17 protein-coding genes and 3 tRNA genes are annotated in these 12,860 nt (G+C 66.0%); 12 read left to right on the forward strand and 8 right to left on the reverse strand.

Annotated features, from left to right (window positions below):
- Nucleotides 1-30 precede the first annotated feature (30 nt).
- Entirely contained in the window at nucleotides 31-744 is a 714-nt protein-coding gene (locus tag BST14_RS04720) for an MBL fold metallo-hydrolase (protein ID WP_083063420.1), read from the reverse strand.
- Nucleotides 745-821: 77 nt separating this feature from the next.
- Here BST14_RS04720 and BST14_RS04725 point away from each other — a divergent pair, with 77 nt between their 5' ends.
- The 12 genes from BST14_RS04725 to rplA all read left to right on the forward strand — a co-directional run bounded on the left by BST14_RS04725 (nucleotide 822) and on the right by rplA (nucleotide 5,816).
- Nucleotides 822-1,031, forward strand: a complete 210-nt coding sequence (locus BST14_RS04725; protein ID WP_083063421.1) for a type II toxin-antitoxin system VapB family antitoxin — start codon at nucleotides 822-824, stop codon at nucleotides 1,029-1,031.
- Nucleotides 1,032-1,111: 80 nt separating this feature from the next.
- Nucleotides 1,112-1,184 (forward strand) — tRNA-Thr (locus BST14_RS04730).
- Nucleotides 1,185-1,237: 53 nt separating this feature from the next.
- Nucleotides 1,238-1,311 (forward strand) — tRNA-Met (locus BST14_RS04735).
- Nucleotides 1,312-1,355: 44 nt separating this feature from the next.
- Complete coding sequence (rpmG, locus tag BST14_RS04740) at nucleotides 1,356-1,523, forward strand: 50S ribosomal protein L33 (RefSeq protein ID WP_003898538.1); 168 nt, start codon at nucleotides 1,356-1,358, stop codon at nucleotides 1,521-1,523.
- Nucleotides 1,524-1,598: 75 nt separating this feature from the next.
- On the forward strand, nucleotides 1,599-2,051 hold the full coding sequence (hadA, locus tag BST14_RS04745; RefSeq protein ID WP_438502130.1) for a (3R)-hydroxyacyl-ACP dehydratase subunit HadA: 453 nt from the start codon (nucleotides 1,599-1,601) through the stop codon (nucleotides 2,049-2,051).
- Nucleotides 2,038-2,466 carry a (3R)-hydroxyacyl-ACP dehydratase subunit HadB gene (hadB, locus tag BST14_RS04750; RefSeq protein ID WP_083063423.1) on the forward strand — a complete coding sequence of 143 codons (429 nt, stop codon included), beginning with the start codon at nucleotides 2,038-2,040 and terminating at the stop codon, nucleotides 2,464-2,466. The genes hadA and hadB overlap by 14 nt, the downstream gene beginning before the upstream one ends.
- 4 nt (nucleotides 2,467-2,470) lie before the next feature.
- On the forward strand, nucleotides 2,471-2,971 hold the full coding sequence (gene hadC, locus BST14_RS04755; RefSeq protein WP_083063424.1) for a (3R)-hydroxyacyl-ACP dehydratase subunit HadC: 501 nt from the start codon (nucleotides 2,471-2,473) through the stop codon (nucleotides 2,969-2,971).
- Nucleotides 2,972-3,115: 144 nt separating this feature from the next.
- Nucleotides 3,116-3,188, forward strand: a tRNA-Trp gene (locus BST14_RS04760).
- 92 nt (nucleotides 3,189-3,280) lie between these two features.
- Nucleotides 3,281-3,730, forward strand: coding sequence for a preprotein translocase subunit SecE (gene secE / locus BST14_RS04765; protein ID WP_083063425.1), 450 nt, complete (start codon nucleotides 3,281-3,283; stop codon nucleotides 3,728-3,730).
- A gap of 44 nt (nucleotides 3,731-3,774) precedes the next feature.
- Nucleotides 3,775-4,521 carry a transcription termination/antitermination protein NusG gene (gene nusG, locus BST14_RS04770; RefSeq protein ID WP_083063426.1) on the forward strand — a complete coding sequence of 249 codons (747 nt, stop codon included), beginning with the start codon at nucleotides 3,775-3,777 and terminating at the stop codon, nucleotides 4,519-4,521.
- 82 nt (nucleotides 4,522-4,603) lie between these two features.
- Nucleotides 4,604-5,032 carry a 50S ribosomal protein L11 gene (rplK, locus tag BST14_RS04775; RefSeq protein WP_083063427.1) on the forward strand — a complete coding sequence of 143 codons (429 nt, stop codon included), beginning with the start codon at nucleotides 4,604-4,606 and terminating at the stop codon, nucleotides 5,030-5,032.
- A gap of 76 nt (nucleotides 5,033-5,108) precedes the next feature.
- Complete coding sequence (gene rplA, locus BST14_RS04780; protein WP_083063428.1) at nucleotides 5,109-5,816, forward strand: 50S ribosomal protein L1; 708 nt, start codon at nucleotides 5,109-5,111, stop codon at nucleotides 5,814-5,816.
- Between the two features lie 72 nt (nucleotides 5,817-5,888).
- Here rplA and BST14_RS04785 read toward each other — a convergent pair whose 3' ends face one another.
- From BST14_RS04785 to BST14_RS04815, 7 genes are all read right to left on the reverse strand, one after another.
- A complete protein-coding gene (locus BST14_RS04785) occupies nucleotides 5,889-7,121 on the reverse strand; it encodes an RNA polymerase sigma factor (RefSeq protein ID WP_083063429.1) in 1,233 nt (410 codons plus the stop codon).
- Nucleotides 7,122-7,124: 3 nt separating this feature from the next.
- Entirely contained in the window at nucleotides 7,125-7,823 is a 699-nt protein-coding gene (locus tag BST14_RS04790; protein ID WP_083063430.1) for a YciI family protein, read from the reverse strand.
- A gap of 94 nt (nucleotides 7,824-7,917) precedes the next feature.
- Nucleotides 7,918-8,814 carry a hydroxymycolate synthase MmaA4 gene (gene mmaA4 / locus BST14_RS04795; RefSeq protein ID WP_083063466.1) on the reverse strand — a complete coding sequence of 299 codons (897 nt, stop codon included), beginning with the start codon at nucleotides 8,812-8,814 and terminating at the stop codon, nucleotides 7,918-7,920.
- 208 nt (nucleotides 8,815-9,022) lie between these two features.
- Nucleotides 9,023-9,883, reverse strand: coding sequence for a cyclopropane mycolic acid synthase family methyltransferase (locus BST14_RS04800; protein WP_083063431.1), 861 nt, complete (start codon nucleotides 9,881-9,883; stop codon nucleotides 9,023-9,025).
- Nucleotides 9,884-9,971: 88 nt separating this feature from the next.
- The gene (locus tag BST14_RS04805) at nucleotides 9,972-10,877 is read right to left on the reverse strand and encodes an alpha/beta fold hydrolase (protein ID WP_083063432.1); all 906 of its coding nucleotides are present in this window, start codon (nucleotides 10,875-10,877) and stop codon (nucleotides 9,972-9,974) included.
- The gene (locus BST14_RS04810) at nucleotides 10,877-12,220 is read right to left on the reverse strand and encodes an ABC1 kinase family protein (RefSeq protein WP_083063433.1); all 1,344 of its coding nucleotides are present in this window, start codon (nucleotides 12,218-12,220) and stop codon (nucleotides 10,877-10,879) included. Before BST14_RS04810 ends, BST14_RS04805 begins: the two co-directional genes overlap by 1 nt.
- A 41-nt stretch (nucleotides 12,221-12,261) precedes the next feature.
- Entirely contained in the window at nucleotides 12,262-12,855 is a 594-nt protein-coding gene (locus BST14_RS04815; RefSeq protein WP_083063467.1) for a DinB family protein, read from the reverse strand.
- Nucleotides 12,856-12,860 lie beyond the last annotated feature (5 nt).

The raw sequence follows: 12,860 nt of genomic DNA on the forward strand, positions 1-12,860 counted from the left end.
ATGGCCGCGACGAAGCGATCCCCGCGGCGCTCAGCCGCCCATCAGCATCCGCCATTGGTCGAGGTCCGCGGCCCGATACACATAGTTGGAGCGCTTGACGTCCGAGAGCGAGGCGCTGGGCTCCGCCGAATACCAATGGCCCGGAAACACGGTCGGGTCACCGGGCAGGGTCGCGAGCCGCTGCAGGCTGCGGTACATCTCGTCGGAGTCGCCGCCGGGAAAGTCGGTGCGCCCGCAGCCCTCCAAGAACAACGTGTCACCGGCCACCAGGCGGCCATCGAGCAGGAAGCACTGGCTGCCCGGCGTGTGGCCGGGGGTGTGCAGCAACTCGATCTCGATGTCGCCGATGCTGACCTTGTCATGGTTCTCGTGGGAGGTCAGGTCGCTAAGGCTTATCCCGGTGACGCGCGAAACCCACAGTGCCTCATGGGTATTGACGTGCACCGGCGCCGGTGCCCGCTCCAGCAGTTCGGCCAGGCCCGCCAGCGCGAAGCCCATCATGGATCCCCCGACGTGATCGGGGTGGTGATGGGTTACCAGCACGCCGGACAGGTGCATGCCGTCGGCCTCGAGCGCGTCGAGCAGATCGCCGGCGGCGTACGCCGGGTCGACGACGACGCAGTCGCCCGTTTGCCGGTCGCCGATCAAATAGGCGAAGTTGCGCATCTGCGCCGCCATCATGTCGCCGGCGGCGAAGTCGCGGCCGGAGAGCAGTTGACGAAAGTACAGCCGGTCAGATGCCACGTGTCCAGATTAGGACCTCGGCTGACACGGCCGGTTGCGACCCGGTTGGGCCGGGGTCGGCTGGGTATTGTTGGCGCATGAGGAAGAAGGTCGAAATCGAGGTCGACGTCGATCTGGTCGATGAGGCGATCCGCCGCTTCCATCTCCTCGACGCGCGCGAGGCCATCAATCTCGCATTACGGACCCTGCTCAGCGACGGCGATGCCGTCGAACAGGACGATGAGTACGACGAGTTCAGCGATCTCAGCGCCTGGCAGCCCCGGCCCAGCGGCGGCGCCGCCCCGTAACGCCCGTGGTTTGGTGCCGCTGCAAGCCAGGCTGTACCCTCTTTTAGGCCCGCGCGGACTGAGATCGCTTCGGGTGAACGGCCCCCTTAGCTCAGTCGGTAGAGCGTTTCCATGGTAAGGAAAAGGTCAACGGTTCGATTCCGTTAGGGGGCTCGGCGGACGCCGAGCAGGCGTGGCGGCCCCGACCCCACCAAGGGGTGGCCCGAGGCGATGTAGCTCAGTCGGTTAGAGCGAACGACTCATAATCGTTAGGTCGCCGGTTCGAGTCCGGCCATCGCTACAACACAACAGCACTGCCTTATTTCAGGAATCGAGAGAACCGTCATGGCTTCCAGTACCGATGTACGGCCGAAGATCACTTTGGCCTGCGAGGTGTGCAAGCACCGCAACTACATCACCAAGAAAAACCGTCGGAACGACCCGGACCGACTGGAGCTGAAGAAGTTCTGCCCCAACTGCGGTAAGCACCAGGCGCATCGGGAGACACGCTAGCGGCCACCCGCGGGCGTTTACTCCGATTGACTAGGTAGTTTAAGAACCGTGCCGTTAACTCCAAGCATCGTCGGGATGCACTATCGCTACCCCGATCATTACGAGGTGGAGCGGGAGAAGATCCGCGAATACGCGACGGCGGTGCAAAACGACGACGCCTGGTATTTCGAGGAGAAGGCGGCCGCCGAACTCGGCTACAAGGGCCTGATCGCGCCGTTGACATTCGTCTGCGTGTTCGGCTACCAGGCGCAGACGGCCTTCTTCAAGCACGCCAACGTCGCCGTCCACGACGCACAGATCGTGCAGGTCGACCAGGTGCTGAAGTACTTCGCCCCGCTCGTCGCCGGGGACAGGCTCTACTGCGACGTCTATGTGGACTCGGTGCGTGTGTCGCACGGCACCCAGATCATCGTCACCAAGAACGTCATCACCAACGAGGCCGGTGACGTCGTGCAAGAGACCTACACGACCCTGGCGGGCCGTGCCGGCGAGGATGGAGAAGAGGGATTTTCTGATGCCACTGCGTGAGTTCAGCTCGGTGAAGGTGGGTGACCAACTTCCGGAGAAGGTCTACCCGCTGACCCGCCAGGATCTGGTGAATTACGCGGGCGTCTCTGGTGACCTGAACCCGATCCACTGGGACGACGAAATGGCCAAGGTCGTCGGCCTGGACACCGCGATCGCGCACGGCATGCTCACGATGGGCATCGGCGGCGGCTACGTGACCGCGTGGATCGGTGACCCCGGCGCGGTGACCGAGTACAACGTGCGGTTCACCGCCGTGGTGCCGGTGCCCAACGACGGGAAGGGCGCCGAGCTGGTGTTCAACGGCCGGGTCAAGTCCGCCGACCCGGAGACCAAGTCCGTCACCATCGCGCTCACGGCCACCACCGGCGGCAAGAAGATCTTCGGCAGGGCCATCGCGTCCGCGACACTCGCCTAGGGCCATGGCGCTCAAAACAGACATCAGGGGGATGATCTGGCGCTACCCCGACTACTTCGTTGTGGGACGGGAACAACTGCGCCAGTTCGCGCTCGCCATCAAAAACCGCCACCCGGCCCACTTCGAGGAGGACGCCGCCGCCGAACTCGGCCACGACGCGATCATCGCGCCGCTGACGTTCGGGACGATCTTCGCCAAGCTGGTCCAGCTGGATTTCTTCCGGCACGTCGACATCGGCATGGAGACGCTGGTGATCGTCCAGGTCGACCAGCGGTTCGTGTTCTCCAAGCCGATCAAGGCCGGCGACAAGCTGTGGGCCCGCATGGACATCCTGTCGGTGGACGAACGTTTCGGCGCCGACATCGTCGTCACCAAGAACATCTGCACCAACGACAAGGGTGAGGTGGTCCTGGAGGCGTACACCACGCTGATGGGCCAGTACGCCGACAACTCCGCGAACCTGCGCTGGGACTCGGAGTCCGGCCAGGTCGTCAGAACGGCGTAATTAGTATCTGACTCTCGCGTCGATGTACACTCGGTCCTCGGGGTTTTCCCAGCATTAGCGCGCTTTCCGTGAGTCGAGCAATCGGAAGGCGCGCGTGTCATGTAAGCCCCGGTAGGTAAGCGCAGGTTGGCCTGCCAACCGCGAAGGGGCGTAGCTCAACTGGCAGAGCAGCGGTCTCCAAAACCGCAGGTTGCAGGTTCAAGTCCTGTCGCCCCTGCTGATGGCGTACGTCCTGGCATGGTGGACACTGGAAGAACGTTCCCACCACCGGCGGGATGATTCGCGAAGTAACAAACAAAGGAGCATGCGGTGAGCGACGAAGGCGACGTTGCCAACGACGCCGCAAGCGACGGCACTGACAAAGAGGACGGCCGCGCGAGCGGCGGTCGGACGGCGGTGGTGACGCGGCCCCAGCGCCCCACGGGCAAGCGGTCCCGGCAACGAGCTGCCGAGGCGGGCGAAGACGCCGAATCGCCGGACGCCGTCGGTGCCGCGACGCCGGAGAAGGCCAAAAGGGGCGCCAAGGCCAAGAAGGCCGCCAAATCCAAGAAAGCGGGCGACCACCCGGTCAACCCCTTCGTGTTCGTCTACAACTACCTCAAGCAGGTCGTTGCGGAGATGCGGAAGGTCATTTGGCCCAACCGCAAGCAGATGCTCACGTACACCTCCGTTGTGCTGGCTTTTTTGGCCTTCATGGTGGCGCTGGTCGGCCTGGCGGATTTCGGCCTGACCAAGCTGGTGCTGTTGGTGTTCGGCTGAGCGAGCGACGCCGCTTTTGAATGTGACAGAGAGGACTTACAACCGTGACTACCTTCGACGGTGACCCGTCCGCGGGTGAAGCGGTCGACCTGAAGGACACCAACGAGGCCGCCGAAGCGCAGGCCTCGGACGAGGCTGTCGACGAGACGGCCGACGCGCCCGAGGAGGTCGACCCGGCCGCCGCGCTCAAGGCGGAGCTGCGCAGCAAGCCCGGCGACTGGTATGTCATCCACTCCTACGCGGGCTACGAGAACAAGGTCAAAGCCAACCTCGAAACCCGTGTGCAGAACCTCGACGTCGGTGACTACATCTTCCAGGTGGAGGTGCCCACCGAAGAGGTCACCGAGATCAAGAACGGCCAGCGCAAGCAGGTCAACCGCAAGGTGCTGCCCGGCTACATCCTGGTGCGCATGGATCTGACCGACGACTCGTGGGCCGCGGTGCGCAACACCCCCGGCGTCACCGGGTTCGTCGGGGCGACCTCGCGTCCGTCGGCGCTGACGCTCGACGACGTGGTGAAGTTCCTGCTGCCGCGCGGCGCGACGAAGAAGGCCGCCAAGGGCGCGGCCACCGCGGCGGCCGCCGCCGAGGTCGGCGGGCTGGAACGCCCGGCCATCGAGGTCGACTACGAGGTGGGCGAATCGGTGACGGTCATGGACGGCCCGTTCGCGACCCTGCCCGCCACCATCAGCGAGGTCAACGGCGAACAGCAGAAGCTCAAGGTGCTGGTGTCGATCTTCGGCCGCGAAACCCCGGTCGAATTGACCTTCAGCCAAGTCTCCAAGCTCTAGTGGTGGTGATCGCAAGCGCGGCGAAGCCGGGCGCGGCGGGTCACCACCATCAAACCCAGTCAGGAAGGAACAGCACACTCTCATGGCTCCGAAGAAGAAAGTCGTCGGGCTGATCAAGCTCCAGATCCAGGCGGGGCAGGCCAACCCGGCGCCGCCGGTCGGGCCCGCGCTCGGTCAGCACGGCGTCAACATCATGGAGTTCTGCAAGGCGTACAACGCCGCCACGGAGAACCAGCGCGGCCAGGTCATCCCGGTGGAGATCACGGTCTACGAGGACCGCAGCTTCACCTTCGCGCTCAAGACGCCGCCCGCCGCCAAGCTGCTGCTCAAGGCGGCGGGTGTGGGCAAGGGCTCGGCCGAGCCGCACAAGAACAAGGTCGCCAAGGTCAGCTGGGATCAGCTCAAGGAGATCGCAGAGACGAAGAAGGCCGATCTGAACGCCAACGACATCGACGCGGCCGCCAAGATCATCGCCGGCACCGCCCGGTCGATGGGCATCACCGTCGAGTAATACCCGCACCACCACCGTGGGAGGGCCAGCTTCGGCCCGCTTAACAACCACGACCCAACACAGATTGGATGAGCAAGTGAGCAAGAACAGCAAGGCATACCGCGCCGCCGCCGAGAAGGTGGACCGCGACAACCTCTACACCCCGCTGGAGGCGGCCAAGCTCGCCAAGGAGACGTCGTCGAGCAAGCAGGACTCGACCGTCGAGGTGGCGATCCGGCTCGGCGTCGACCCTCGCAAGGCCGACCAGATGGTCCGCGGCACGGTCAACCTGCCGCACGGCACCGGCAAGACCGCGCGCGTCGCGGTGTTCGCCGTCGGCGACAAGGCCGAGCAGGCCCAGGCCGCCGGCGCCGACATCGTCGGTAGCGACGACCTGATCGAGAAGATCCAGGGCGGCTGGCTGGAATTCGACGCCGCGATCGCCACCCCGGACCAGATGGCGAAGGTGGGTCGCATCGCCCGGGTGCTCGGCCCCCGCGGCCTGATGCCCAACCCCAAGACCGGCACCGTGACCCCCGATGTCGCCAAGGCCGTGGCCGACATCAAGGGCGGAAAGATCAACTTCCGAGTGGACAAGCAGGCCAACCTGCACTTCGTCATCGGCAAGGCCTCGTTCGACGAGAAGGCCCTGGCCGAGAATTACGGCGCCGCGCTGGACGAGGTGCTGCGGCTCAAGCCGTCCGCGTCCAAGGGCCGCTACCTGAAGAAGATCGTGGTCTCGACGACGACCGGACCGGGCATTCCGGTGGACCCGGCGGTCACCCGCAACTTCGCCGAGGCCTGATTCCTTCCGCCGAACAGACGTAAAAGCCCCCGTTTCCGCGGCGTGTTGGGGCCTTTTGCGTCTGCTCGCGAGTCAAAGATAACCCCCGCACTCGGCGATGCGCCGCCGCAGGAACTCGCGGCCCGGGTCGGATCCGCCTGCCTCCAACGCGATTCGATACCAGGTGAGCGCGTCGGCGGGTCTGCCCGCGCGCCGCAGGAGGTCGGCGCGCACGGTCGCGCCCAGATTGGAGCGGGCCAGCCGCGGGTCGTTTGCCACCTTGTCCAGGGCGGCCAGGCCGGCGTCGGGGCCATCGCGAAATCCGACGGCCAGCGCCCGGTTGGCGGCCACCACCGGCGAGTCGGTCAGCGCGAGCAGCCGGTCGTAGGCGGCGCAGATGGTGACCCAGTCGGTCTGCTCCCAGGACGGTGCCGTCGCGTGCAGCGCCGCGATCACCGCCTGCGGCAGATAGGGGCCCGTCGAGCCCTGGGCGTGACGCAACCGCTCAAGACCGCGCGCCATGCGGCCCCGGTCCCAGCGGCGCCGGTCCTGGTCCTCGAGCGGCACCAACATCCCCGCGTCGTCCACCCGGGTCGTGCGCCGCGAATCGTGCAGCAGCATCAGGGCGGACAACGCGTGCGCCTCCGGCTCGTGGGGCAGCAGCGCGCACAACTCCCCGCCCAGCCGGATCCCTTCGTCGCACAAATCGTCGCGGACGGCCGACGGGCCCGCGGTCGACCAATAGCCCTCAGTGAAAACCGAATAGACGCAACCGAACACGTGCGGTGTGCGCTCCGGCAGCAACTCGGGAGGCGGGACCCGCAGCGGGATATTGGCGTGCCGAATCTTGTTCTTGGCGCGCGTGATCCGCTGACCGATCGCCGTCTCGGTCTGCAGTAGCGCACGGGCGATCTCGCCGACGGTCAGCCCCGACACCAGTCGCAGCGTGAGGGCCAATTGCGACTGCCGGTCCAGCGCCGGGTGGGCGCAGGTGAACATCATCCGCACCTCGTCGTCGCGAACCGGATGCGGTTCGGTGTGATCGGTGCGGGCCCGAATGGCCCGAATGTCGTCGATCACCGCCGCCAATTCCTTTCCGGGGCGCGCGGACTCGCGGCGCAACCGATCCCGGGCGCGGTTACGGCCGACGGTCACCAACCACCCACCGGGGTTGGCGGGCACCCCGTCGCGCGTCCAGGTGCGCAGCGCTTCGGCGCAGGCCTCCTGGACGGCGTCCTCGGCGACGGCGAGGTCACCCGACCACCGCGCGAGCGCGGCCACGGCCGGTCCCCATTCCCGGCGGAAGACGCCGTCCAGGTCGGCCATCGGCTACAGGCCGGAGACGCCTGCCAGCTGGCGCAGTTGCACGGTCGAGGCGGGGATCATCGAGGCGATCTTGACGGCCTCGTCGCGATCGGAGGCGCTCAGCAAATAGAATCCGGTGGCGATCTCGGCGCCCTCGACGTATGGCCCGTCGGTGATGAGGATCTCGCCGTCGCGCACCCGGACCGTCGTCGCCGTGGACCGGTCGTGCAGCGCCGCACCGCCGATCACCCGATCACCAACGGCGGCGTGCAGGTCCGCGTGCTTGGCCGCCACCGCCTCCCACTCCGGCGTGCCCGGGGTGTGGGCCGATTCGGCCGGCTCCAACAGCAGCGCGAGCCAGTCGTTGCCGGTCAGCTTGCGCGACTGCTCGATCGAGTGGACCACCGGCCACAGCTCGACCGCCCCGAACGTGGCGACCGGGATGTCGCGGGCCAGCGTGAGCGCTTCGTCCAGGTTCTCCGCTTCGAAGATGTAGTAGCCGCACGCGACCTCGGCGGCCTCCGCGAAGGGACCATCGGTGACCACCGGCGCATCCGGACCGCCGCTGATAACCACCGCGGCCGCGGCGGGCGCCAGCGCGTCACCGGCTTTGATCGCCGTGCCGGCCTTGGCGTGGAAGCTCTCCCATGCCGCCATCGCGGCGGCGGCATCCTCGGGCGCGCGGTCTTGCTCTGGACTGATCAACAGCGCGAAATACTGCATTTTCGTCACCTCCGGTATTGAGCGAAGCCGTGTGCTCCACTCTCTACCTACTCGACGAACCGCGCAGCGCCAATCCGACAGGCGCTGCAAAAACTCAGGCGGCCGCGCCCGGCTTGAGGTAGGTGACCAGGCTGACGTCGAGCATTTCCTCGGTGAAGTAGTGCTCGCAGCCGCGGAGGTACTTGATGTAGCGGTTGTAGACCTCTTCGGAGGTGACCTCGATGGCCTTGTCCCGGTTCGACTCCAGCGTGTCGCTCCAGATGTGCAGCGTCTTGATGTAGTGCGGCCGTAGTGAAAGCGGTTCGGGCACAACAAATCCCGCCTTCTCGCCGTGATCGACCATCATCTGGGTGGACGGCAGCCGCCCGCCCGGGAAGATCTCGGTGACGATGAACTTGATGAACCGCGCCGTCTCGAAGCTCAGCTTCTTGCCGCGGGCCGCCAGGTCATACGGGTGGTAGCTGACGCTGCTCTGGACGGTCATCCGGCCGTCGTCGGGCATGATGTCGTAGGTCCGCTTGAAGAAGTCGTCGTAGTTCTCGTGGCCGAAGTGCTCGAAGGCCTCGATCGACACGATGCGGTCCACGGGCTCGGTGAAGTCCTCCCAGTTCTGCAGGCGGACCTCCCGCGAGCGGTTGCTGTCGATGGAACCGAGCAACGCTTTGGCGCGGGCGTGCTGGTTCTTGGACAACGTCAGGCCGATGACGTTGACGTCGAACCGCTCGACGGCGCGCTTCATGGTGGAACCCCACCCGCAGCCGATGTCGAGCAGCGTCATGCCCGGTTTGAGGTCCAGCTTGTCCAGGTTCAGGTCGATCTTGGCGTACTGGGCCTCTTCCAGGCTCATGTCGTCCCGCTCGAAGTAGGCGCAGCTGTAGATCCGGGACGGGTCCTGGAACAGGCCGAAGAAGTCGTCGGAGACGTCGTAATGGGCCTGGATGTCTTCCGAACGCGTCCGCGTCTTCGTCGGGCTAGTCGGTTGCTCAGCCATTTTCGTCCTGTTCTCCTGGATGAGATTCACTTCCTACAACCCGCGCACGCATCGAGGGTCGAGGTTGACCAGCAACGATACCCAACGTCAAGGCGTGATTCGTAGACGGTGCAAGTGCGCGTCGCGGACCCGACCGCGGACCCGAAGTCTACTTTTCCAAGGCGACTGGTCGACGTCCACCCAGCCTTAACGGAACGCGCGCCGGCCGCTACTTGGTGAGGGTGTACTGGGCGACGTTGGAGATGCCCTTGCGGAACAGTTCCGCGCAGCCGGTCAGGTAGCGCATGAACCGGTCGTAGACCTCTTCGGACTGGACGGCGATGGCGCGTTCGCGATTGGCCGCAAGATTGGCCGCCCACATGTCCAGCGTGCGCGCGTAATGCGGCTGCAGGTATTCGGTGTGCTCGAGCGAGAATCCGCTGGCCCGGGATTTGTCGACGATATCGGGTTCGCCGCACATCTGCCCGCCGGGGAAAATTTCCTTGCCGAGGAACCGCAAAAAACGCAGATCCGACATCGTGATGGTGATCCCGTGCTCGTGCCAGTACGACTGCGGATGCGTGAAAATGCTGTGCATCAACATCCGGCTGCCCTCGGGGAGCGTCTTATAAGCCCAATCCCAGAACGCGGGCCAGCGTTCCTTTTTGAACGCGTCGAAGGCCTCGAAACTGATGATCCGGTCGACTCGCTCGTCGAACTCTTCCCATCCCTGCAGCCGGGCCTCGGCCCGCCGCGTCGTCGGGATCGCCGCCAGCCGCGCCTTGGTGCGCGCGTAGTGGTTGCGGCTCAGCGTGATGCCGATGACGTTGACGTCGTATTTCTCCAGCGCGCGGACCACGGCGCCGCCCCAGCCGCAGCCGACATCGAGCACCGTCATTCCCGGCTCGAGATTCATTTTGTCCAGGGCCAGATCGATCTTCGCGAGCTGCGCCTCTTCCAAAGTCATGTCATCGTTCTTGAAGTAGGCGCAGGTGTAAACCATGTTCGGGTCCAGGAACAGCGCGAAGAAGTCGTCCGAAATGTCGTAGGTTGCCTGCGACTCTTCGTAATACGGCTTCAGCTTGGCCATTTGAGACACCCACCCTTCTATGCCAACCGTACAGCCCCGCGACACGGACTGAGAATCGCGGGGATGCGTTTCTACCGAATGTTTTTGGCTAGCCGGCCTCGTCGAAGTTTTTCGTCAACACGCCGATCACCTGATCCCACAACTGCTGTGGAAGATCATGGCCCATCCCGTCGAATGTCACCAATCGGGCCCCATCGATCGCCCGCGCCACGGCGCGCCCACCGGCCGGCCGCATCAGCTTGTCCGCCCGGCCGTGGATCACCACGGTGGGCGCGGTGGTCTGGCGGTTGTAGCGACGGAGGCTGCCGCTGCCCAGCACCGCGCCGAAATGCCTCGCGACGCCCTGCGGATAGTAGTTGCGATCGTAGCCCTCGGCCGCCTCGGCGCGGGCCTGCTCTTCGGGCACGCGGTAGCGCGGGCTGCCGATGATGTTGCCGACCCGCACCGCGTTGTCGATGATCACCTCGCGCGGCGAGTCGGGCGGCGGGCCCTTCAGCAGCGCCAGCAACGCACGCGGGGCCGGCGGCGGCAGCAGCGCCGAGTTGTTGCTGGAGAAGATGATCGCCAGGGTCTTGGTCCGCTCCCGGAATCGCCCCGCGAAGATCTGCGCGATCATGCCGCCCATCGATGCGCCCACGATGTGGGCGCGCTCGATGCCCAGATGGTCCAGCACCGCGGCGGCGTCGTCGGCCATGTCCTCGAGCTTGTAGGCCGACTGGCTGGGCAGACCCAGCCAAGACCGCAACAACTTCGTCACCAGTGGCTGGCCCGAGCTGCGGTGTTGCGTCTTGCTGGACAGGCCCACGTCGCGGTTGTCATACCGGATGACGCGCAAGCCCTGGCCGACCAGCTTCTCGCAGAACGCGATCCGCCACAGCAGCAGCTGGGCGCCGAGCCCCATGATGAGCAGGACGGGCGGGTCGTCGATGTCGCCCATGTCCTCGTAGTACAGCTTCAGATCGCCTGACGTGGCGTTGCCGGTGCGGACCTCCATCAGACCTCGACGTCCGAGGAGTGCTCGCGGCTGACCTCGACCATGAAGTTGGCGAAATATCCCGTCAGTTGCGGATCCGACATCATCTGCCATTTCGGTGCCAGCAACTTCATGTACCGCTCGACGTAGAGGAATTGCTTGCCGATCAGCACCAGCTCGCGGGGGAGCTTGACGTCGTAGGCGTCGGCCAGCGCCGACAGCTGCCGCCCGATGTCGGCGTACGACATGTCGCCGAGGGTCGACATGGTCAACGGGGTGGCGAAGCGCTCCAGGTCCTTGGCGGCCTGGGCCTCCGGCTTCATGGTGCCGACGGCACCCATCAGCACCACGATCTTGCCCGCCGCGGCGTGGTCCTTCTTGACCAGCAGCGCGTACACCAGCTCGCGCAGCAGCCAGCGGGTGCGCGGATCGATGCGGCCCATGATCCCGAAGTCGAAGAAGACGATGCGGCCCGCCTCGTCGACGTAGAGGTTGCCGGCGTGCAGGTCGCCGTGGAACAGCCCGTGCCGCAGCCCGCCCTCGAACAACGAGAACAGCAGCGCCTTCACCAGTTCGATGCCGTCGAACCCGGCCTTGCGGATGGCGGCGACGTCGTCGATGCGGATGCCGTGCACCCGCTCCATCGTCAGCACCCGGTCGCTGGTGAAGTCCCAGAACACCTGCGGCACCCGGATGTTGCGGCCGAGCGGGGAGGCGTGCAGGTGGGACACCCACGCCTCCATCGACTGCGCCTCCAGCCGGAAGTTCAGCTCCTCGGCCAGGTTGTCGGAGAAGTCGGCGACCACGTCTTGCGCCGAAAGCCGGCGACCCAGCTTGGCCAGTTCGACGGCCTGGGCGAAACGCTTGAGGATCTGCAGGTCGGCCGCGACCCGGCGCCGGATACCCGGGCGCTGAATCTTGACGACGACCTCCTCGCCGGTGTGCAGGGTGGCGTAGTGCACCTGCGCGATGGACGCCGACGCGAACGGCGTCTCGTCCCATTTGGCGAACAACTCCGACGGGTCGCCGCCGAGATCCTCGACGAAAAGCTTGTGCACTTCCTCGGAGTCGGCGGGCGGCACCCGGTCGAGCAGGCCGCGGAATTCGCGGGACAACGATTCGCCGAACGCCCCGGGGCTGGACGCGATGATCTGTCCGAACTTGACGTACGTCGGCCCCAGGTCGGCGAAGGTCTGCGGGAGCTGCTTGATCACCTTCTGCTGCCACGGGCCGCGGCCCGGCAGCTTGGCGACGATGCGAGCGGCGGTGCGGGTGACCTGCCAACCTGTCGCGGCAACCCGGGCGGCTTCGACCGGCAACGGCACCCGGTCGAGCTTGGCCCCCTTATGTTTGGTAGAGCTCATCTGAGCAGTGTGCCAAATGGGCACGGATGAGTCCCAATCCTTCACCCCGGGTGCTCACCGCTTGCGCTGCGTGTCCAAGGCTGCACCCAGCCCTCGATCGCCCAGCCCTCCCGCGCGGCGATCAACTCGTACATGGTGGCGCCGTCGGTCGTCTCCCGGACGATGTCGGCGTGCCCGGCGTGCCGGGCCAGCTCGTTGATCACGTGCAGGATCACCCAGCGCACCGACCAGGCCTGCTGGTCCTTGGGAAACCACGGGATGTCGCGTGGGACGGGCACCGCGGCGTCCAAGTCGGCCGACTCGACCAGCCGCAGCGATGCCGCGTTCTGGGCCTCGAAGGCTCCCAGCAGCCCGGCCAGCGTCTCGTCGGGCCGCATCACGTGCTGGTCGGCGAACTCGGCGGCGATCTGATCGAACGGTCGGGGGTCCTTCGGCGGGGCGCCGGGGGCGGCGGCCACCCGCGCCATCCAGCTGCGCTGCATGCCGGTGGCGTGCTTGATCAGACCGCCGATCGACAGCGCGCTGGCCGAGGGCGTCGCACGCGCCTGGTCGTCGGTGAGGCCATGGCTGACCGCGAAATACGCGCTCTGGTGATAGGCCAGAAACTCGCGCAGGGCGCTGCGTTCGTCGGCCACCGGCG

Source organism: Mycobacterium arosiense ATCC BAA-1401 = DSM 45069 (genome assembly GCF_002086125.1).
GTDB lineage: Bacteria > Actinomycetota > Actinomycetes > Mycobacteriales > Mycobacteriaceae > Mycobacterium > Mycobacterium arosiense.

Coding starts and splice junctions, on each gene's coding strand:
- BST14_RS04725 (WP_083063421.1), top strand. CDS start 822: ATGAGGAAGAAGGTCGAAATCGAGGTCGACGTCGATCTGGTCGATGAG.
- rpmG (WP_003898538.1), top strand. CDS start 1,356: ATGGCTTCCAGTACCGATGTACGGCCGAAGATCACTTTGGCCTGCGAG.
- hadA (WP_438502130.1), top strand. CDS start 1,599: ATGCACTATCGCTACCCCGATCATTACGAGGTGGAGCGGGAGAAGATC.
- hadB (WP_083063423.1), top strand. CDS start 2,038: ATGCCACTGCGTGAGTTCAGCTCGGTGAAGGTGGGTGACCAACTTCCG.
- hadC (WP_083063424.1), top strand. CDS start 2,471: ATGGCGCTCAAAACAGACATCAGGGGGATGATCTGGCGCTACCCCGAC.
- rplK (WP_083063427.1), top strand. CDS start 4,604: ATGGCTCCGAAGAAGAAAGTCGTCGGGCTGATCAAGCTCCAGATCCAG.
- BST14_RS04785 (WP_083063429.1), bottom strand. CDS start 7,121: ATGGCCGACCTGGACGGCGTCTTCCGCCGGGAATGGGGACCGGCCGTG.
- BST14_RS04790 (WP_083063430.1), bottom strand. CDS start 7,823: ATGCAGTATTTCGCGCTGTTGATCAGTCCAGAGCAAGACCGCGCGCCC.
- mmaA4 (WP_083063466.1), bottom strand. CDS start 8,814: ATGGCTGAGCAACCGACTAGCCCGACGAAGACGCGGACGCGTTCGGAA.
- BST14_RS04800 (WP_083063431.1), bottom strand. CDS start 9,883: ATGGCCAAGCTGAAGCCGTATTACGAAGAGTCGCAGGCAACCTACGAC.
- BST14_RS04805 (WP_083063432.1), bottom strand. CDS start 10,877: ATGGAGGTCCGCACCGGCAACGCCACGTCAGGCGATCTGAAGCTGTAC.
- BST14_RS04810 (WP_083063433.1), bottom strand. CDS start 12,220: ATGAGCTCTACCAAACATAAGGGGGCCAAGCTCGACCGGGTGCCGTTG.